Origin of the sequence: Burkholderia metallica, from assembly GCF_001718555.1 — a bacterium.
Classification (GTDB): Bacteria; Pseudomonadota; Gammaproteobacteria; order Burkholderiales; family Burkholderiaceae; genus Burkholderia; species Burkholderia metallica.
The window spans coordinates 3,353,482-3,367,336 of the sequence record NZ_CP013401.1 but is presented as its reverse complement, the minus strand read 5'-3'; the positions used below and the strand labels follow the sequence as shown (position 1 = coordinate 3,367,336).

The window sequence follows — 13,855 nt, the reverse complement described above, 5'->3', positions numbered from 1 at the left end:
ATCGCGTCCTCACTGCGTCAGCACGACGCCGCTGGCCGGCGACCACGACACGAACACGTCGTCGTTCCACGCCGGCGCACCGTCGTTCATCAGGTGCGAGCTCGACAGGTTCGACACGACCGTCTTGCCGCTCGGCAGGCGCACGTGGTACAGCGAGTAGCTGCCCATGTACGCGATGTCGGTGACGACGCCGCGCGCCCAGTTGTGTTTCGAGCCCGGCTTCTCGCGCGACACGTGAATGCGCTCCGGGCGCACCGAGATGCCGACGGGCATCCCGAGCGGGCCGGTCACGCCGTGGCTCACGTACATGCGCGTTTCGAGGTCGTCGCTCTCGACGAAGATGTGATCGGGTTCGTCCTCGACCACGCGGCCTTCGAACAGGTTGGTCGAGCCGATGAATTCGGCCGAGAAGCGGCTGTTCGGGTATTCGTAGACTTCGCCGGGCGAGCCGATCTGCACGATCTTGCCTTCGCTCATCACCGCGAGGCGGCTGGCCATCGTCATCGCCTCTTCCTGGTCGTGCGTGACCATCACGCAGGTCACGTCGACCTTCTCGATGATGTTCACGAGTTCGAGCTGGGTCTTCTGGCGGATCTTCTTGTCGAGCGCGGACATCGGCTCGTCGAGCAGCAGCAGCTTCGGGCGCTTGACCAGCGAACGCGCGAGCGCGACGCGCTGCTGCTGGCCGCCGGACAATTGATGCGGCTTGCGCTTCGCGTACTTGCTCATCTGCACGAGCGCGAGCGCGTCGGCCACGCGTTCCTTGATCTCGTTCTTCGGCGTGCCCTCCTGCTTCAGGCCGAACGCGACGTTCGATTCGACCGTCATGTGCGGAAACAGCGCGTACGACTGGAACATCATGTTCACCGGGCGGCGGTACGGCGGCAGCGACGCGAGGTCCTCGCCGTCGACGAAGATCTTGCCGGAGGTGGCGGTTTCGAGGCCGGCGAGCATGCGCAGGAGCGTCGACTTGCCGCAGCCGGAGCTGCCGAGCAGCGCGAACAGTTCGTTCTTCGCGATCGTCAGGTTCACGTTGTCGACGGCCGTGCTGTCGCCGAATTTCTTCACGACGTTTTCGATGCGCACGAAGGCGTCGTTCGGCGACCGGGCCGCGGCCGGTTGGGTCTGTCGTGCAGCAGCGGAAGAGGGTATCGATTGCATGGGAGTCACCATTCGTTCTTCACGGATTGCAGGCGTGAGCGTCCCCTCACGAGGCGCGCAACGCGACTCGCGGACAACGGCTCGTGCCGGATGGAACAGGGCGCGCGGCGCGCGCGGGCGGACTGAGGTCCGCGAATCTCAGGCGGGCAGGCGTACCGCGATGCCTGCGCCGCCGTCATGCATCGCGATCAGTGGCCGGTTTTCAGCTGCGCCCACAGACGGTTCTCGAGGCGCAGGATGTCGGCCGGCATCGGCTTCATCAGCACCATCTTCTTCAGCACGTCTTCAGGCGGGTAGACGGTCGGGTCCTGCGCGACGGCCGGCGTGACGAACTGATGCGCGGCCTTGTTCGCGGTCGGGTAGAACACCGTGTTGGTGATCGCCGCGTTGACCTTCGGGTCGGACACGTAGTTGATCCACTTCATCGCGGCTTCGGGGTGCGGTGCATCCTTCGGGATCACCATCACGTCGAACCACAGCAGCCCGCCTTCCTTCGGATTCGCGAACTTGATGTCGTACGAACGCTTCGCCTCCGCCGAGCGGCGGTGCGCGATGCCGACGTCGCCCGACCAGCCGAGCGCGACGCACACGTCGTTGTTCGCGAGGTCGTTGATGTAGCCGGACGAGTTGAACTGGGTGATGTACGGACGGACTTTCTTCAGGACTTCGAATGCAGCCTGGTAGTCGCCGGGGTTCTTGCTGTTCGGATCCTTGCCCATGTACTGCAGCGTGGCCGCGAACACGTCGACGGCCTGGTCGAGGAACGACACGCCGCAGCCCTTCAGCTTTTCCATGTTGGCCGGGTCGAACACCAGTGCCCAGCTGTCGACCGGCGCCTTGTCGCCGAGCGCCTTCTTCACCGCCTGTACGTTGTAGCCGATGCCGTCGGTGCCGTACGCCCAGGGCACGCCGTACTGGTTGCCCGGATCGGCATCCGAGATCATCTTCATCAGCAGCGGATCGAGGTTCGCGAGGTTCGGGATCTTCGACTTGTCGAGCTTCTGGTATACGCCGGCCTGGATCTGCTTGGCCATGTAGTTCGACGTCGGCACGACGATGTCGTAGCCCGAACTGCCGGCCAGCAGCTTCGCCTGAAGCGTGTCGTCGCTGTCGTAGTTGTCGTACTTGACGTGAATGCCCGTCTGCTTCTGGAAGTTCGGGATCGTATCCGGTGCGATGTAGTCGGACCAGTTGTAGACGTTCAGCTCGTCGGCATGCGCCGACGGGCTGGCGACCGACGTGAACGCGGCCGCGGCGGCGAGGGCGGCGACGGAGCAGGCTTGGCGAAGATAGCAGGCACGCATGGTGGAATTCCCCTGAGTGATGGCGGCGTGCGGCGCCCGCCGCACGCCTGTAGGCAAAACCGTTACGAAATACCCAGTTGCTGGGCGGTTGCATCGACTGCTTTTTTCGCCTTCGATACGAGTTCATCGATTTCCTGACGCGAGATCACGAGCGGCGGCGACAGCAGCATCCGGTCGCCGGTCGCCCGCATGATCAGGTTGCCGTTGAAGCAGAAGTCGCGGCAGATCGTGCCGACGTCGCCGCCGTTCGCGAAGCGGCGGCGTTCGGCCGGCGCTTCGGCAAGCTGCAGGCTCGCGACGAGGCCGTGGCCATGCACTTCGCCGACGATCGGGTGACGCGCGAAGGTTTCGCGCATCAGCGCCTGGAAGTACGGGCCCGTGTCGTTCTTCACGCGCTCGACGATCCCTTCGTCGCGCAGCAGCTTCAGGTTCGCGACCGCGACGGCCGCCGCGACCGGGTGCCCCGAGTACGTGAGGCCGTGATTGAATTCGCCGTTGTCGATGATCGGCCGTGCAACCCGCTCGTGGATTCCGACCGCGCCCATCGGCACATAACCCGACGTCAGGCCCTTCGCCATCGTGATCAGGTCCGGCTCGAAGCCGAAGTGCTGGTGGGCGAACCACTCGCCGGTGCGGCCGAAGCCGCCGATCACTTCGTCGGCGACCAGCAGGATGTCGTACTTGCGGCAGATCCGCTGGATTTCCGGCCAGTACGTCGACGGCGGGAAGATCACGCCGCCCGCGCCCTGGAACGGCTCGCCGATGAACGCCGCGACGTTCTCCGCGCCGAGTTCGAGAATCTTCGCTTCGAGCTGCTGCGCACGCGCGAGGCCGAACGCTTCGGGCGTCTCGCCCGGCTGCGCTTCGCCGAAGAAGTACGGCTGGTCGATGTGCACGATGTGCTCGACCTTCGACGGCATCTGCTCGTGCATGTAACCCATGCCGCCGAGCGTGCCGCCCGCGATCGTCGAACCGTGGTAGCCGTTCTTGCGCGAGATCACGTACTTCTTCTGCGGCTTGCCCTGCACGCGCCAGTACTGGTGCACGAGGCGCAGCACGGTGTCGTTGCCTTCCGAGCCGCTATTGCAATAGAAGAAGTGGTTGAAGCCGGCGGGCGTCACTTCCGCGAGCATCGCGGAAAGCTCGATCACCGGCGGGTGCGTCGTCTTGAAGAACGTGTTGTAGAACGGCAGTTCCTGCAGCTGGCGATACGCGGCGTCGGCGAGTTCCTTTCGGCCGTAGCCGACGTTCACGCACCAGAGGCCGGCCATCCCGTCGATGACCTTGTTGCCGTCCGAGTCCCACAGGTAGACGCCGTCGGCCTTCACGATCACGCGGCTGCCCGCGCGGTTCAGCGCGCCCATGTCCGAGAACGGGTGGATGTGGTGCGCAGCGTCGAGCGCGCGGTATTCGGCGGTCGTGCGCGCCTGCGTCGCGCGGGGCGCGGCGGCCGTGGCGGCCGGCGCGGCCGGCTGGATCCAGGCAGATTCGTTGCGGTAAGTCATGTTTCCTCCGTGATTCCGTATGGCGGTTGCGCGCGCTTAGACGTGCAGCAACAGATGGCGGCGTTCCCACGAGCTGATCACGCGGAAGAACGCTTCATATTCGGTTTCCTTCAGCGCGAAATACGCCTTCAGGAACTTGTGGCCGAGGATCTCGCCGAGCGGTTCGCACGCGGCCATCAGCGTCAGCCCTTCCTCGAGGTTGCGCGGCAACTGGTACGGCAGTTCGTAGCCGTCGCTGACGAGCGGCTCGGTCGGCTCGAGGCGCTGCGTCATGCCGAGATAGCCGGCCGCGAGCGTCGCGGCGAGCGCGAGATACGGGTTGCAGTCGACGCCCGGAATGCGGTTCTCGATGCGGCGCGCCGCCGGGCCCGAGTGCGGGATGCGGAAGCCGACCGTGCGGTTGTCGTAGCCCCACTGCACGTTGATCGGCGCGGCCATGAAGCGCGACAGACGGCGGTACGAGTTGATGTACGGCGCGAAGATCGGCATCAATGCCGGCGTGTACTTCTGCAGCCCCGCGAGGTAGTTGTAGAACATCGACGTCGCGCCGCCGGTTTCCTCCGACGTGAACAGGTTCCGGCCGGTTTCCTCGTCGACGATGCTCTGGTGCACGTGCATCGCCGAACCCGGCTCGTCTTCCATCGGCTTGGCCATGAACGTCGCGTACATGTTGTGACGCAGCGCGGCCTCGCGCACCGTGCGCTTGAACAGGAACACCTGGTCGGCGAGCGACAGCGCGTCGCCGTGCATGAAGTTGATCTCCATCTGCGCGGCGCCGACTTCGTGGATCAGCGTGTCGATGTCGAGGTTCTGCGATTCGCAGTATTCGTAGATGTCCTCGAACAGCGGATCGAACTCGTTGACGGCCTCGATCGAATACGACTGGCGGCCCGTTTCGGGGCGACCCGTGCGGCCGACCGGCGGACGCAGCGGCAGGTCGGGGTCCTTGTTCATGTCGACCAGGTAGAACTCGAGTTCCGGCGCGACGACGGGCTTCCAGCCCTTCGCCTTGTACAGGTCGAGCACGCGGCGCAGCACGTAGCGCGGCGAGATCTCGACCGGCGAGCCGTCGAAGTGCACGCAGTCGTGGATCACCTGCGCGGTCGGGTCGACGGCCCACGGGATCAGGCGGATGGTCGACGTGTCGGGCACGCACACCATGTCGGGGTCGGTCACACCCGTCAGCGAGCCGTCTCCCGGATATTCGCCGGTGACGGTCTGCACCATCACGGCTTGCGGCAGACGCATCGATTCGCCGGACGTGAACTTGTTGCGCGGCGTGATCTTGCCGCGTGCGATGCCGGCCATGTCGGGGATGATCGCTTCGATCTCGGTGATCCGGTGCTGCTTCAGAAAATCTTCGATGTCTTGCATGTCTGTTCTCGTGAGTTGGGTCGGCGCGCTCAGGCGAGCGCGGCGGCGGCCATCGCGCGCGTGCGGGCAGTGCGGCGGGCGCGGCACGCATCGCCGAAGGCGCGGAAGATCGCGCTCGACAGCGGGTCCTGCGCATGGCGCCATTCCGGATGCCACTGCACGGCGAGGGCGAAAGCCGGTGCGTCGACGACGCTCACGGCTTCGATCAGGCCGTCCGGCGCGACGGCCTCGACGGCGAGGCCGGAGCCGAGCTGCGCGATGCCCTGCTTGTGCAGCGAGTTCACGTGCACTTCGTCGCGGCCGCCGGCGAGCGCGTGCAGCTTGCCGCCGGGCGTCAGGTGCACGACGTGCGCGGGGCCGTACTGCGTGTCCATCGGCGCGTCGTCGTCCTCGCGGTGATCGGCGAGGCCCGGCACTTCATGCACGCGCTGGTGCAGCGTGCCGCCGCAGACGACGTTCAGCTCCTGGAAGCCGCGGCAGACGGCCAGCACGGGTACGCCCGCGGCGATCGCCGCGCGCAGCAGCGGCAGCGTGGTCGCGTCGCGGGCCGGGTCGTGCTTCGTGCCGGGCGCGCTCGGTTCGCCGCCGTACCGATGCGGCTCGACGTTCGAGTAGCTGCCGGTAAACAGCAGGCCGTCGACCGTGTCGATTACGTCGTCGACCGACTGGCGCTCGCCGAGCGCGGGCAGCACCATCGCGAACGCGTTCGCGCCGTCGACGATCGCGGCGACGTATTTGTCGCCGACCGTGTGCGACGCGTGCGCACCGATTTGCGTGTGGTCGGCAGTGATGCCGACGAGAGGTTTCCTTCTATCCATGACGTCAATCAGTTATCCGTAGGGTCGTTGCGTACGGCTTGCCGGCTGGGGCGAAACGCCGGCGTGCAACGGCCCGGCAGCCTTGCGCGAGACGCAGGGCCGCTGGTGAATGGGCGCAACGGGATGGCGTGGCGATCCGCGCTGCGCGCGACGATCAGGCCGTCGTTCGTTTCATTGCGAATTGCGACGAATTACGACGAACCGCGACGCGGCAACGGATGCGCGCACGCGTGCCGTCACCGCATGGACGATGCGGTTGGCGAATCGGCAGACGAAACGAACGACGTAAAGAAAGGAGAGGCGCTACGGCAGCAGCGACGCGACTTCGTCGGTATCGACGGCGACGAATGCGCGTGCGGAAACGGCGTTGTGACGTCGAACGGAACGACGGGACAGGATGGTGTAGATCGACAGGTGAAGCAGGCGAGGACTATGCCAGCCGCAACTGCCGTCGGAAGCGGGCGCCGCGCTGCGCAAACTTCGCACATCGCCTCGATCCCACCTCACCAGAGGGCCACGGACTCTCACGATTACACTCGACTGGTTGTTGAAAGTATTGAACACCTGACCGTTTCGACGCGCGGGGCGTTTAAAATAATCAAGGCGCCGGTTACGCGTTATTTACATTGATGGGCATCAATTTTTGCGTTGCAATAACGCGTTTTGCTGCCGATGAATGCTGGATGACGCTTACCTGAGAGCCAGCATATACGAGCCAAAAACGGCGTCAAATGTTTTTTAACAGTGCTGCATCAGGGCTTTCCCGAGCAGTGCGAACAAAAGATTCGCAAAAGGAATAATCCGCGAGGTGTTCATTATTTCGAACGCCTTTCAGGGTTTTCCCCGCTGATGCGCGGCATAAAGTGATTAGAATATTCAACGGTCGTCCACCGCGTCGTTTCACTTTGTCATCGCACTTATCGTGTCCGAAACCGAATCGATGTCCACCGAAGTCGCCGAGCGCCTGCGTTTCGTGCGCAACAAGCATGGCCTGTCGCAGCGCGAACTCGCGAAACGGGCCGGCGTGACCAACGGCACGATCTCGCTGATCGAGCAGGGCCGCGTGAGCCCGTCGGTCGGCTCGCTGAAGAAGCTGCTCGAATGCATCCCGATGAGTCTCGCGGAGTTCTTCACATTCGAGCTCGTCGAATCGCGTTCGGTCGTATCGCGTCGCGACGAGATGCCGAACCTCGGCAACGACACGCTCGCGTTTCATCTGGTCGGCGCGAGCATGAAGGACCGCAACATGTGCATCCTGCGCGAGATCTACCAGCCGGAGGCCGACACGGGGCCCGAGATGCTCGTGCACGCGGGGCACGAGGGCGGTGTCGTCGTGTCGGGCCGGCTCGAGCTGACCGTCGACGGCGCGACGTGGCTGCTCGACCCCGGAGACGGCTACTACTTCGAAAGCCGTTTGCCGCACCGTTTTCGCAATCCCAGCGCGGACCTGATCTGCGAGGTCGTGTCGGCCAATTCGCCGGCGACCTTCTGAGCTTCGCCCCGCGCGTCACTGCATTCGCTGCCGGCCGGCTGCGCGTCACGCGCAGCGGCGCGTCGCATCGCGAATGCCCAAAAACTGAGGCATCCTGATGAACAAGTTGACTTTGGCTGACTGGCAGGACAAGGCGGCGTCGCTCGCAATCGAAGGGCGCGCATTCATCGACGGCGCGTCGCGCGACGCGCACGGCGGCAAGACGTTCGACTGCGTGAGCCCGATCGACGGCCGCGTGCTCGCGAAGGTCGCCGATTGCGGCGAAGCCGACGTGAACGCGGCTGTTGCCGCCGCGCGCCGCGCGTTCGACGCGGGCGTGTGGGCCGGGCTCGACCCGCGTGCGCGCAAGGCGGTGCTGCTGCGCTGGGCCGCGCTGATGCGCGAGCATCTCGACGAGCTGTCGCTGCTCGAAACGCTCGATGCGGGCAAGCCGATCGGCGACACGACGACGGTCGACGTGCCGGGCGCCGCGTACTGCGTCGAATGGTTCGCGGAAGCGATCGACAAGGTGGGCGGCGAGGTCGCGCCGGCCGATCATCATCTGGTCGGGCTCGTCACGCGCGAGCCGGTGGGCGTGGTCGCCGCCGTCGTGCCGTGGAACTTCCCGATCCTGATGGCCGCGTGGAAATTCGGCCCGGCGCTCGCGGCCGGCAACAGCGTCGTGCTGAAGCCGTCGGAGAAGTCGCCGCTCACCGCGATTCGTGTCGCGCAGCTCGCGTTCGAAGCCGGCATCCCGGCCGGCGTGTTCAACGTCGTGCCGGGCGCGGGCGAACCGGGCAAGCTGCTCGCGCTGCATCGCGACGTGGACTGCATCGCGTTTACCGGCTCGACGGCGGTGGGCAAGCTGATCATGCAGTACGCCGCGCAGTCGAACCTGAAGCGCGCGTGGCTCGAACTCGGCGGCAAGTCGCCGAACATCGTGCTGCCCGATTGTCCCGATCTCGACCGCGCGGCCCGGACCGCGGCCGGCGCGATCTTCTACAACATGGGCGAGATGTGCACGGCAGGCTCCCGGCTGCTCGTGCATCGCGACATCAAGGACGCGTTCATCGAGAAGCTCGTCGCGGCCGCGCGCGCCTACGTGCCCGGCAATCCGCTCGATCCGTCGGTGTCGATGGGCGCGATCGTCGACGGCATCCAGCTCGAGCGCGTGCTCGGCTACATCGAGGCCGGGCGCAGCGAAGGCACGCTCGTCACGGGCGGCGCGCGCGTGAAGCAGGAAACGGGCGGCTTCTACGTGGAGCCGACGGTGTTCGAGGTGAAGCCGGATGCGAAGATCGCGCGCGAGGAGATCTTCGGGCCCGTGCTGTCGGTGATCGTGTTCGACGACGTCGACGAGGCCGTGCGGATCGCCAACGATACCGAGTACGGGCTCGCGGCAGCCGTGTGGACATCGGACCTGACGACCGCGCACGACGTGTCGCGCCGGCTGCGGGCGGGCACCGTGTGGGTGAACTGCTACGACGAAGGCGGCGACATGAACTTCCCGTTCGGCGGCTACAAGCAGTCGGGCAACGGCCGCGACAAGTCGCTGCACGCGCTCGAGAAGTACACCGAGCTGAAGTCGACGCTGATCCGGCTGCGCTGACGCGCAATCGGGCGCGGGCACGGCGCCGCAAGTACGGCGGCGTGCCCGCGGTTCGCCGTGTGCGCGCGTTATGCGGCGCGCAGCGCCGGGTGGAAGCCGGCGGCTTCGATGATCGACTGCACGCGTTCGGCGCCTTGCGCCGATTTGACCTTGACGATCTTCGCGGCGACGTCGATGTCGAGCTTCGCGGCGGGATCGGCGGCCGTCACCGCGCGCGTGATGGCGTTGGCGCAGCCGCCGCAGGTCATGTCCTGGACTTCGAATTCCATCGTGTTCTCCTGAGTGGACGATTGACGAATACCGCCAGCATGAAGCTTGCCACGGTGGGAAGGTCAAGCGCATTCATGCAGCGAGACACATGCATTGCCGCCTCGGCGCGGCGAGATCGCCTGCCGACGTGACGTCAGACGAATCGGAAGGCCGTCGCACGCGTCAGTCGGAATCTTTCCCGATTGACGCCGGCGCGCCGCCGGCTTCCGGAGACGAGCGCCTTGTCCGGCAAGGCTCGACGCATACTTGTGCAGCGCTATCTCCATAAAGGAAGTAAGGGTACGCGATAGGGAAATGCGAATCGATCTTACTATCAGTGCCCTTCGATATTTCATTTCGTTACGCACATGAACCGTTTCGCACTGGGTTTCACCGTGGCCCTGCTGGGCGCGTCGGCCGCCACCGCATTCGCTGCCGACGACGTCGTCAACCTGACGCTGAAGGACCACAAGTTTTCGCCCGATGGCGTGACGATTCCGGCCGGCAAGAAAGTGAAGTTCGTCGTGAAGAACCTCGATGCGACGCCCGCGGAATTCGAGAGCGACGACTTCAAGGCCGAGAAGGTGATTCCTGCCGGCAAGTCGGCCGATATCCTGGTCGGGCCGCTGAAGGCCGGCACCTACGAGTTTCACGACGAGTATCACGAAGCGCAGTCGAAGACCCACCTGACCGTCAAGTAAGCGAATCCCGCCATGCTGTCTACCGCGCTGATTGTGTTCCGTGAAGTGCTCGAGGCCGCGCTGGTCGTCTCGATCGTGATGGCCGCGACGAAGGGCGTGCCGCGGCGCGGCTGGTGGGTCGGCGGCGGGCTCGTCGGCGGCGTGATCGGCGCGGGCCTGATCGCGGCGTTCGCCGACGTGATCTCGCAGTGGGCGTCGGGCATGGGGCAGGAAGTCTTCAACGCGGGCGTGATGTTCATCGCGACGCTGATGCTGGCCTGGCACTGCATCTGGATGAGCCGGCACGGCCGCGAGATGGCGCAGCACATGGGCGAAGTCGGCCGGGCCGTCGCGGCCGGCAGCCGGCCGCTGACGGGGCTCGCGATCGTGGTCGGCGTCGCGGTGCTGCGCGAAGGCTCCGAGGCCGTGCTGTTCCTGTACGGCATCGCCGCGGGCGATCCCGGGCAGACGCCGCAGATGATCGCCGGCGGGCTGCTCGGCGTGCTCGGCGGCGCCGGGCTCGGTTATGCGATGTATGCGGGGCTGCTGCAGATTCCGCTGAAGCGCCTGTTCTCCGTCACCAACGGGCTGATCGTGCTGCTGGCGGCCGGCATGGCGAGCCAGTGCGTCGGCTTCCTGCTGGCGGCCGGCCTCGTGCCGTCATGGGGCGACACGATCTGGGATACGTCGTGGCTGCTGAAGGAGACGAGCATCGTCGGCAAGGCGCTGCATACGCTGATCGGCTATACGGCGCGGCCGGCGGGCATCCAGATCGCCGCGTACGTCTCGACGCTGGTGGCGATCTTCGTGCTGACGCGGCTCGTCGGTCGTCCGCACGTGGCGGTGAGGCCGCCGCGGCCTGTCGCGTGAGTGTTCCGGCGAGTGTTCCGGATTGCCGGGTTGAAAACGAAAGAAGGGGCGTCATGGACGCCCCTTCTTTCGTTTGCGGTTCGCAGCAGCCAGCGCCCGTGCGCGGCGGCACGCCGGATGCACGCGGCCACGCGGTCAGCGGTGGCTGTCGATCCACGCGCGGGCCCACTCGAGCCCGGCTTCGCGCGCGTCGTCCTCGGTGTCGAACACGCCGAGCACGCCGGACGCTTCCACCAGCTTGTTGTGCTGCGTGATCGTGCCGCTCGCCGCAAAGCGCTCCGGCTGCAGGATCTCGTCCTGCTGCAGGATCGCGTGGCCCCAGATCTGGTAGCCGTGGTAGGTTTGCGCTTCCATTATCGAGTCACCTCCGCGGAGCGGCCGTGCGTGCCGACCTGCAGCACGTTGCCGTCCGGCGTGTATTGCCGCGGGATGGCGGCGTAGTCGAGCGCGTGCGGCGCAGCGGGCGCGGCCGGCTGCATCACCGTCAGGCGCCCCGGTGCGGGCTGCGCGACGGGGCGCGGGGCGGCCGGCTTCCCGGCCGCGGGCGGACGATTCGAACCGGCTTTCACGGCCTGCGCGACGCGGCGCTTGTGCGGCTTCACCGCGGCCTTCGCGGTGGCATTCGCATGTTTCTCCACGCCCTTCGCGGCGCGCGCGTCGGCGCCCGTGCGAGCGGCAGGCGCAGTCCGGGCGTCCGGCGTGCGTGCTGCCGGCTGCCGCGCCTCGGGCGGGTTCCAGACCTCGACGTAATGCTCGGCGGCCCAGCCCGTCGACGCGAACGTCAGCGCCAGCAAACCGCATCCAATCAGTCTTGCCATTGTCTCTCCGTCATATTCGTTGCGGCCCGCGTTCGGCCGGCCGTGCAGGAGAACACCTCGAGCCCGTGCTTCTCGACGATCTGGAGCATCCGGGCCGCGATGCCGCTCGGTCGAGTCCGCCAGGGCCATCCCGGCGACCGGTGTTACTCCACCGTCACCGATTTCGCGAGGTTGCGCGGCTTGTCGACGTCGGTGCCGCGTGCGCACGCGGTGTGGTACGCGAGCAGTTGCAGCGGCACCACGTGCAGGATCGGCGACAGTTGCCCGTAATGCTCCGGCATCCGGATCACGTGCAGGCCGTCGTCGTTGACGATCTGCGTGTCGGCATCCGCGAACACGTACAGCTCGCCGCCGCGCGCGCGCACTTCCTGCATGTTCGACTTCAGCTTCTCGAGCAGCGTGTCGTTCGGCGCGACCGTGACGACCGGCATCGCTTCCGTGACGAGCGCGAGCGGCCCGTGCTTCAGCTCGCCGGCCGGATAGGCTTCCGCATGGATGTACGAGATTTCCTTCAGCTTCAGCGCGCCTTCGAGCGCGATCGGGTAGTGCAGCCCGCGGCCGAGGAACAGCGCGTTTTCCTTGCGCGCGAATTCTTCCGACCACGCGATGATCTGCGGCTCCAGCGCGAGCACGCTGTTCAGAGCGGCCGGCAGGTGGCGCAGCTCCTTCAGGAATTGCGCTTCCTGCGCGGCGTCGACGTGCCCGCGCAGCTTGCCGAGCGTTGCGGCGAGCACGAACAGCGCGACGAGCTGTGTCGTGAACGCCTTCGTCGACGCGACGCCGATTTCGGTGCCCGCGTGCGTCAGGAACTGCATTTCGGTGAGGCGCACCATCGCGCTCGTCGCGACGTTGCACACGGCCAGCGTATGCGTGTGGCCGAGCGACTGCGCGTGCTTGAGCGCCGCGAGCGTATCGGCCGTCTCGCCCGACTGCGAGATCACCAGCACGAGCTGGCGCGGGTTCGGCACCGATTCGCGGTAGCGGTATTCGCTCGCGATTTCGACCTGCGTCGGGATCTTCGCGATCGATTCGAGCCAGTACTTCGCGGTGAGGCCCGAGTAGTAGCTCGTGCCGCACGCGAGGATCAGCAGGCTGTCGATGGCCGCGAACGCGGCGGGTGCGGCGTCGCCGAACAGCGTCGCGTCGAACGCTTCGGTTTGCGGCACGGTGTCGCTGATCGCGCGCGGCTGCTCGAAGATTTCCTTCTGCATGAAGTGGCGATAGGGCCCAAGCTCGACTGCGCCGCCGTAGGCGCTCACCACGCGGATCTCGCGCTGCGCGAGCGCGCCGTGGCGGTCGACGATCTTCACGCCGTCGAGCGACAGCTCGCACACGTCGCCTTCCTCGAGGAACGTGAAGCGGTCGGTGCTGCCGGCGAGCGCGAGGGCGTCGGACGCGAGGAAGTTCTCGCCGTCGCCGTGGCCGACCACGAGCGGCGAACCCTGGCGCGCACCGACGACGGTGTGCGGCTGGTCCTTGTGGATCACGGCGATCGCATACGCGCCGTGCAACTGGCCGACCGCTTCGCGCACCGCGTCGAACAGATTGCCGCGATACAGGCTGTGCACGAGGTGCGCGATCACTTCGGTGTCGGTCTGCGATACGAATTCGTAGCCCTTCGCGCGCAGCGCTTCGCGCAGCGATTCGAAGTTCTCGATGATGCCGTTGTGCACGAGCGCAAGCGCGTTCGACGAGAAGATCGGGTGCGCGTTGTGCGTGACGGGCGCGCCGTGCGTCGCCCAGCGCGTGTGCGCAACGCCGGTGGTGCCTTCGAGGTGCGACTCGCGCACCTGCGCGTCGAGATCGGCGACGCGCGCGACGCTGCGCGCGCGCTTTGGTGCGCCCGGCTCGAGCACGGCGACGCCGCACGAGTCGTAGCCACGGTATTCGAGGCGCCGCAATCCTTCGATCAGCACCGGAACGATATTACGCTGCGCAACTGCGCCGACAATGCCGCACATGAATGAGTCAGTCCTGTAAGTCGACGCGGACGCCG

At 66.2% G+C, this 13,855-nt stretch carries 14 protein-coding genes and 1 pseudogene; 4 read left to right on the top strand and 11 right to left on the bottom strand.

Annotated elements, in window-relative coordinates; translation table 11 throughout:
• Positions 1–9: 9 nt before the first annotated feature.
• The 6 genes from WJ16_RS15210 to WJ16_RS35540 all read right to left on the bottom strand — a co-directional run bounded on the left by WJ16_RS15210 (position 10) and on the right by WJ16_RS35540 (position 6,648).
• Positions 10–1,161: an ABC transporter ATP-binding protein gene (locus WJ16_RS15210; RefSeq protein ID WP_069257756.1), complete on the bottom strand. Its 1,152-nt coding sequence runs from the start codon at positions 1,159–1,161 to the stop codon at positions 10–12.
• Between the two features lie 188 nt (positions 1,162–1,349).
• Positions 1,350–2,465 (bottom strand): polyamine ABC transporter substrate-binding protein, encoded by a 1,116-nt coding sequence (locus tag WJ16_RS15205; protein ID WP_069257755.1) that lies wholly within the window; start codon positions 2,463–2,465, stop codon positions 1,350–1,352.
• A 62-nt stretch (positions 2,466–2,527) separates the two neighbouring features.
• A complete protein-coding gene (locus tag WJ16_RS15200) occupies positions 2,528–3,970 on the bottom strand; it encodes an aspartate aminotransferase family protein (RefSeq protein WP_069257754.1) in 1,443 nt (480 codons plus the stop codon).
• 36 nt (positions 3,971–4,006) lie between these two features.
• Positions 4,007–5,344, bottom strand: a complete 1,338-nt coding sequence (locus WJ16_RS15195; protein ID WP_069258088.1) for a glutamine synthetase family protein — start codon at positions 5,342–5,344, stop codon at positions 4,007–4,009.
• A 29-nt stretch (positions 5,345–5,373) separates the two neighbouring features.
• Positions 5,374–6,162, bottom strand: a complete 789-nt coding sequence (locus WJ16_RS15190) for a gamma-glutamyl-gamma-aminobutyrate hydrolase family protein (RefSeq protein WP_069257753.1) — start codon at positions 6,160–6,162, stop codon at positions 5,374–5,376.
• A gap of 303 nt (positions 6,163–6,465) precedes the next feature.
• On the bottom strand, positions 6,466–6,648 hold the full coding sequence (locus WJ16_RS35540; protein WP_006402789.1) for a hypothetical protein: 183 nt from the start codon (positions 6,646–6,648) through the stop codon (positions 6,466–6,468).
• Between the two features lie 454 nt (positions 6,649–7,102).
• Between WJ16_RS35540 and WJ16_RS15185 the strand changes: the two genes are divergently transcribed.
• Together WJ16_RS15185 and WJ16_RS15180 are read left to right on the top strand one after the other, a co-directional pair.
• Positions 7,103–7,654 carry a cupin domain-containing protein gene (locus WJ16_RS15185; protein ID WP_069258087.1) on the top strand — a complete coding sequence of 184 codons (552 nt, stop codon included), beginning with the start codon at positions 7,103–7,105 and terminating at the stop codon, positions 7,652–7,654.
• 97 nt (positions 7,655–7,751) lie between these two features.
• Positions 7,752–9,242, top strand: a complete 1,491-nt coding sequence (locus tag WJ16_RS15180; RefSeq protein WP_069257752.1) for an aldehyde dehydrogenase — start codon at positions 7,752–7,754, stop codon at positions 9,240–9,242.
• 68 nt (positions 9,243–9,310) lie between these two features.
• Here WJ16_RS15180 and WJ16_RS15175 read toward each other — a convergent pair whose 3' ends face one another.
• Positions 9,311–9,511 (bottom strand): heavy-metal-associated domain-containing protein, encoded by a 201-nt coding sequence (locus WJ16_RS15175; RefSeq protein ID WP_069257751.1) that lies wholly within the window; start codon positions 9,509–9,511, stop codon positions 9,311–9,313.
• Positions 9,512–9,859: 348 nt separating this feature from the next.
• Here WJ16_RS15175 and WJ16_RS15170 point away from each other — a divergent pair, with 348 nt between their 5' ends.
• A complete protein-coding gene (locus WJ16_RS15170; protein ID WP_069257750.1) occupies positions 9,860–10,192 on the top strand; it encodes a cupredoxin domain-containing protein in 333 nt (110 codons plus the stop codon).
• Between the two features lie 12 nt (positions 10,193–10,204).
• Complete coding sequence (locus WJ16_RS15165; protein WP_069257749.1) at positions 10,205–11,041, top strand: FTR1 family iron permease; 837 nt, start codon at positions 10,205–10,207, stop codon at positions 11,039–11,041.
• A gap of 135 nt (positions 11,042–11,176) precedes the next feature.
• On the opposite strand, the gene WJ16_RS15160 is transcribed toward WJ16_RS15165, so the two are convergent.
• From WJ16_RS15160 to glmS, 4 genes and pseudogenes are all read right to left on the bottom strand, one after another.
• Positions 11,177–11,395 (bottom strand): hypothetical protein, encoded by a 219-nt coding sequence (locus WJ16_RS15160; protein WP_069257748.1) that lies wholly within the window; start codon positions 11,393–11,395, stop codon positions 11,177–11,179.
• On the bottom strand, positions 11,395–11,859 hold the full coding sequence (locus tag WJ16_RS15155; protein ID WP_069257747.1) for a hypothetical protein: 465 nt from the start codon (positions 11,857–11,859) through the stop codon (positions 11,395–11,397). The genes WJ16_RS15160 and WJ16_RS15155 overlap by 1 nt, the downstream gene beginning before the upstream one ends.
• Positions 11,860–11,906: 47 nt before the next feature.
• Positions 11,907–11,972 (bottom strand): annotated as a pseudogene (locus WJ16_RS35535) (helix-turn-helix domain-containing protein); the annotation flags it as partial.
• A gap of 30 nt (positions 11,973–12,002) precedes the next feature.
• Positions 12,003–13,820 (bottom strand): glutamine--fructose-6-phosphate transaminase (isomerizing), encoded by a 1,818-nt coding sequence (gene glmS, locus WJ16_RS15150; RefSeq protein WP_069257746.1) that lies wholly within the window; start codon positions 13,818–13,820, stop codon positions 12,003–12,005.
• Positions 13,821–13,855 lie beyond the last annotated feature (35 nt).

Excerpts from the sequence above, each read along its gene's own strand:
- WJ16_RS15210 (WP_069257756.1), bottom strand. The coding sequence starts at position 1,161 with ATGCAATCGATACCCTCTTCCGCTGCTGCACGACAGACCCAACCGGCC.
- WJ16_RS15205 (WP_069257755.1), bottom strand. The coding sequence starts at position 2,465 with ATGCGTGCCTGCTATCTTCGCCAAGCCTGCTCCGTCGCCGCCCTCGCC.
- WJ16_RS15200 (WP_069257754.1), bottom strand. The coding sequence starts at position 3,970 with ATGACTTACCGCAACGAATCTGCCTGGATCCAGCCGGCCGCGCCGGCC.
- WJ16_RS15195 (WP_069258088.1), bottom strand. The coding sequence starts at position 5,344 with ATGCAAGACATCGAAGATTTTCTGAAGCAGCACCGGATCACCGAGATC.
- WJ16_RS15190 (WP_069257753.1), bottom strand. The coding sequence starts at position 6,162 with ATGGATAGAAGGAAACCTCTCGTCGGCATCACTGCCGACCACACGCAA.
- WJ16_RS15185 (WP_069258087.1), top strand. The coding sequence starts at position 7,103 with ATGTCCACCGAAGTCGCCGAGCGCCTGCGTTTCGTGCGCAACAAGCAT.
- WJ16_RS15180 (WP_069257752.1), top strand. The coding sequence starts at position 7,752 with ATGAACAAGTTGACTTTGGCTGACTGGCAGGACAAGGCGGCGTCGCTC.
- WJ16_RS15175 (WP_069257751.1), bottom strand. The coding sequence starts at position 9,511 with ATGGAATTCGAAGTCCAGGACATGACCTGCGGCGGCTGCGCCAACGCC.
- WJ16_RS15170 (WP_069257750.1), top strand. The coding sequence starts at position 9,860 with ATGAACCGTTTCGCACTGGGTTTCACCGTGGCCCTGCTGGGCGCGTCG.
- WJ16_RS15165 (WP_069257749.1), top strand. The coding sequence starts at position 10,205 with ATGCTGTCTACCGCGCTGATTGTGTTCCGTGAAGTGCTCGAGGCCGCG.
- WJ16_RS15160 (WP_069257748.1), bottom strand. The coding sequence starts at position 11,395 with ATGGAAGCGCAAACCTACCACGGCTACCAGATCTGGGGCCACGCGATC.
- WJ16_RS15155 (WP_069257747.1), bottom strand. The coding sequence starts at position 11,859 with ATGGCAAGACTGATTGGATGCGGTTTGCTGGCGCTGACGTTCGCGTCG.
- glmS (WP_069257746.1), bottom strand. The coding sequence starts at position 13,820 with ATGTGCGGCATTGTCGGCGCAGTTGCGCAGCGTAATATCGTTCCGGTG.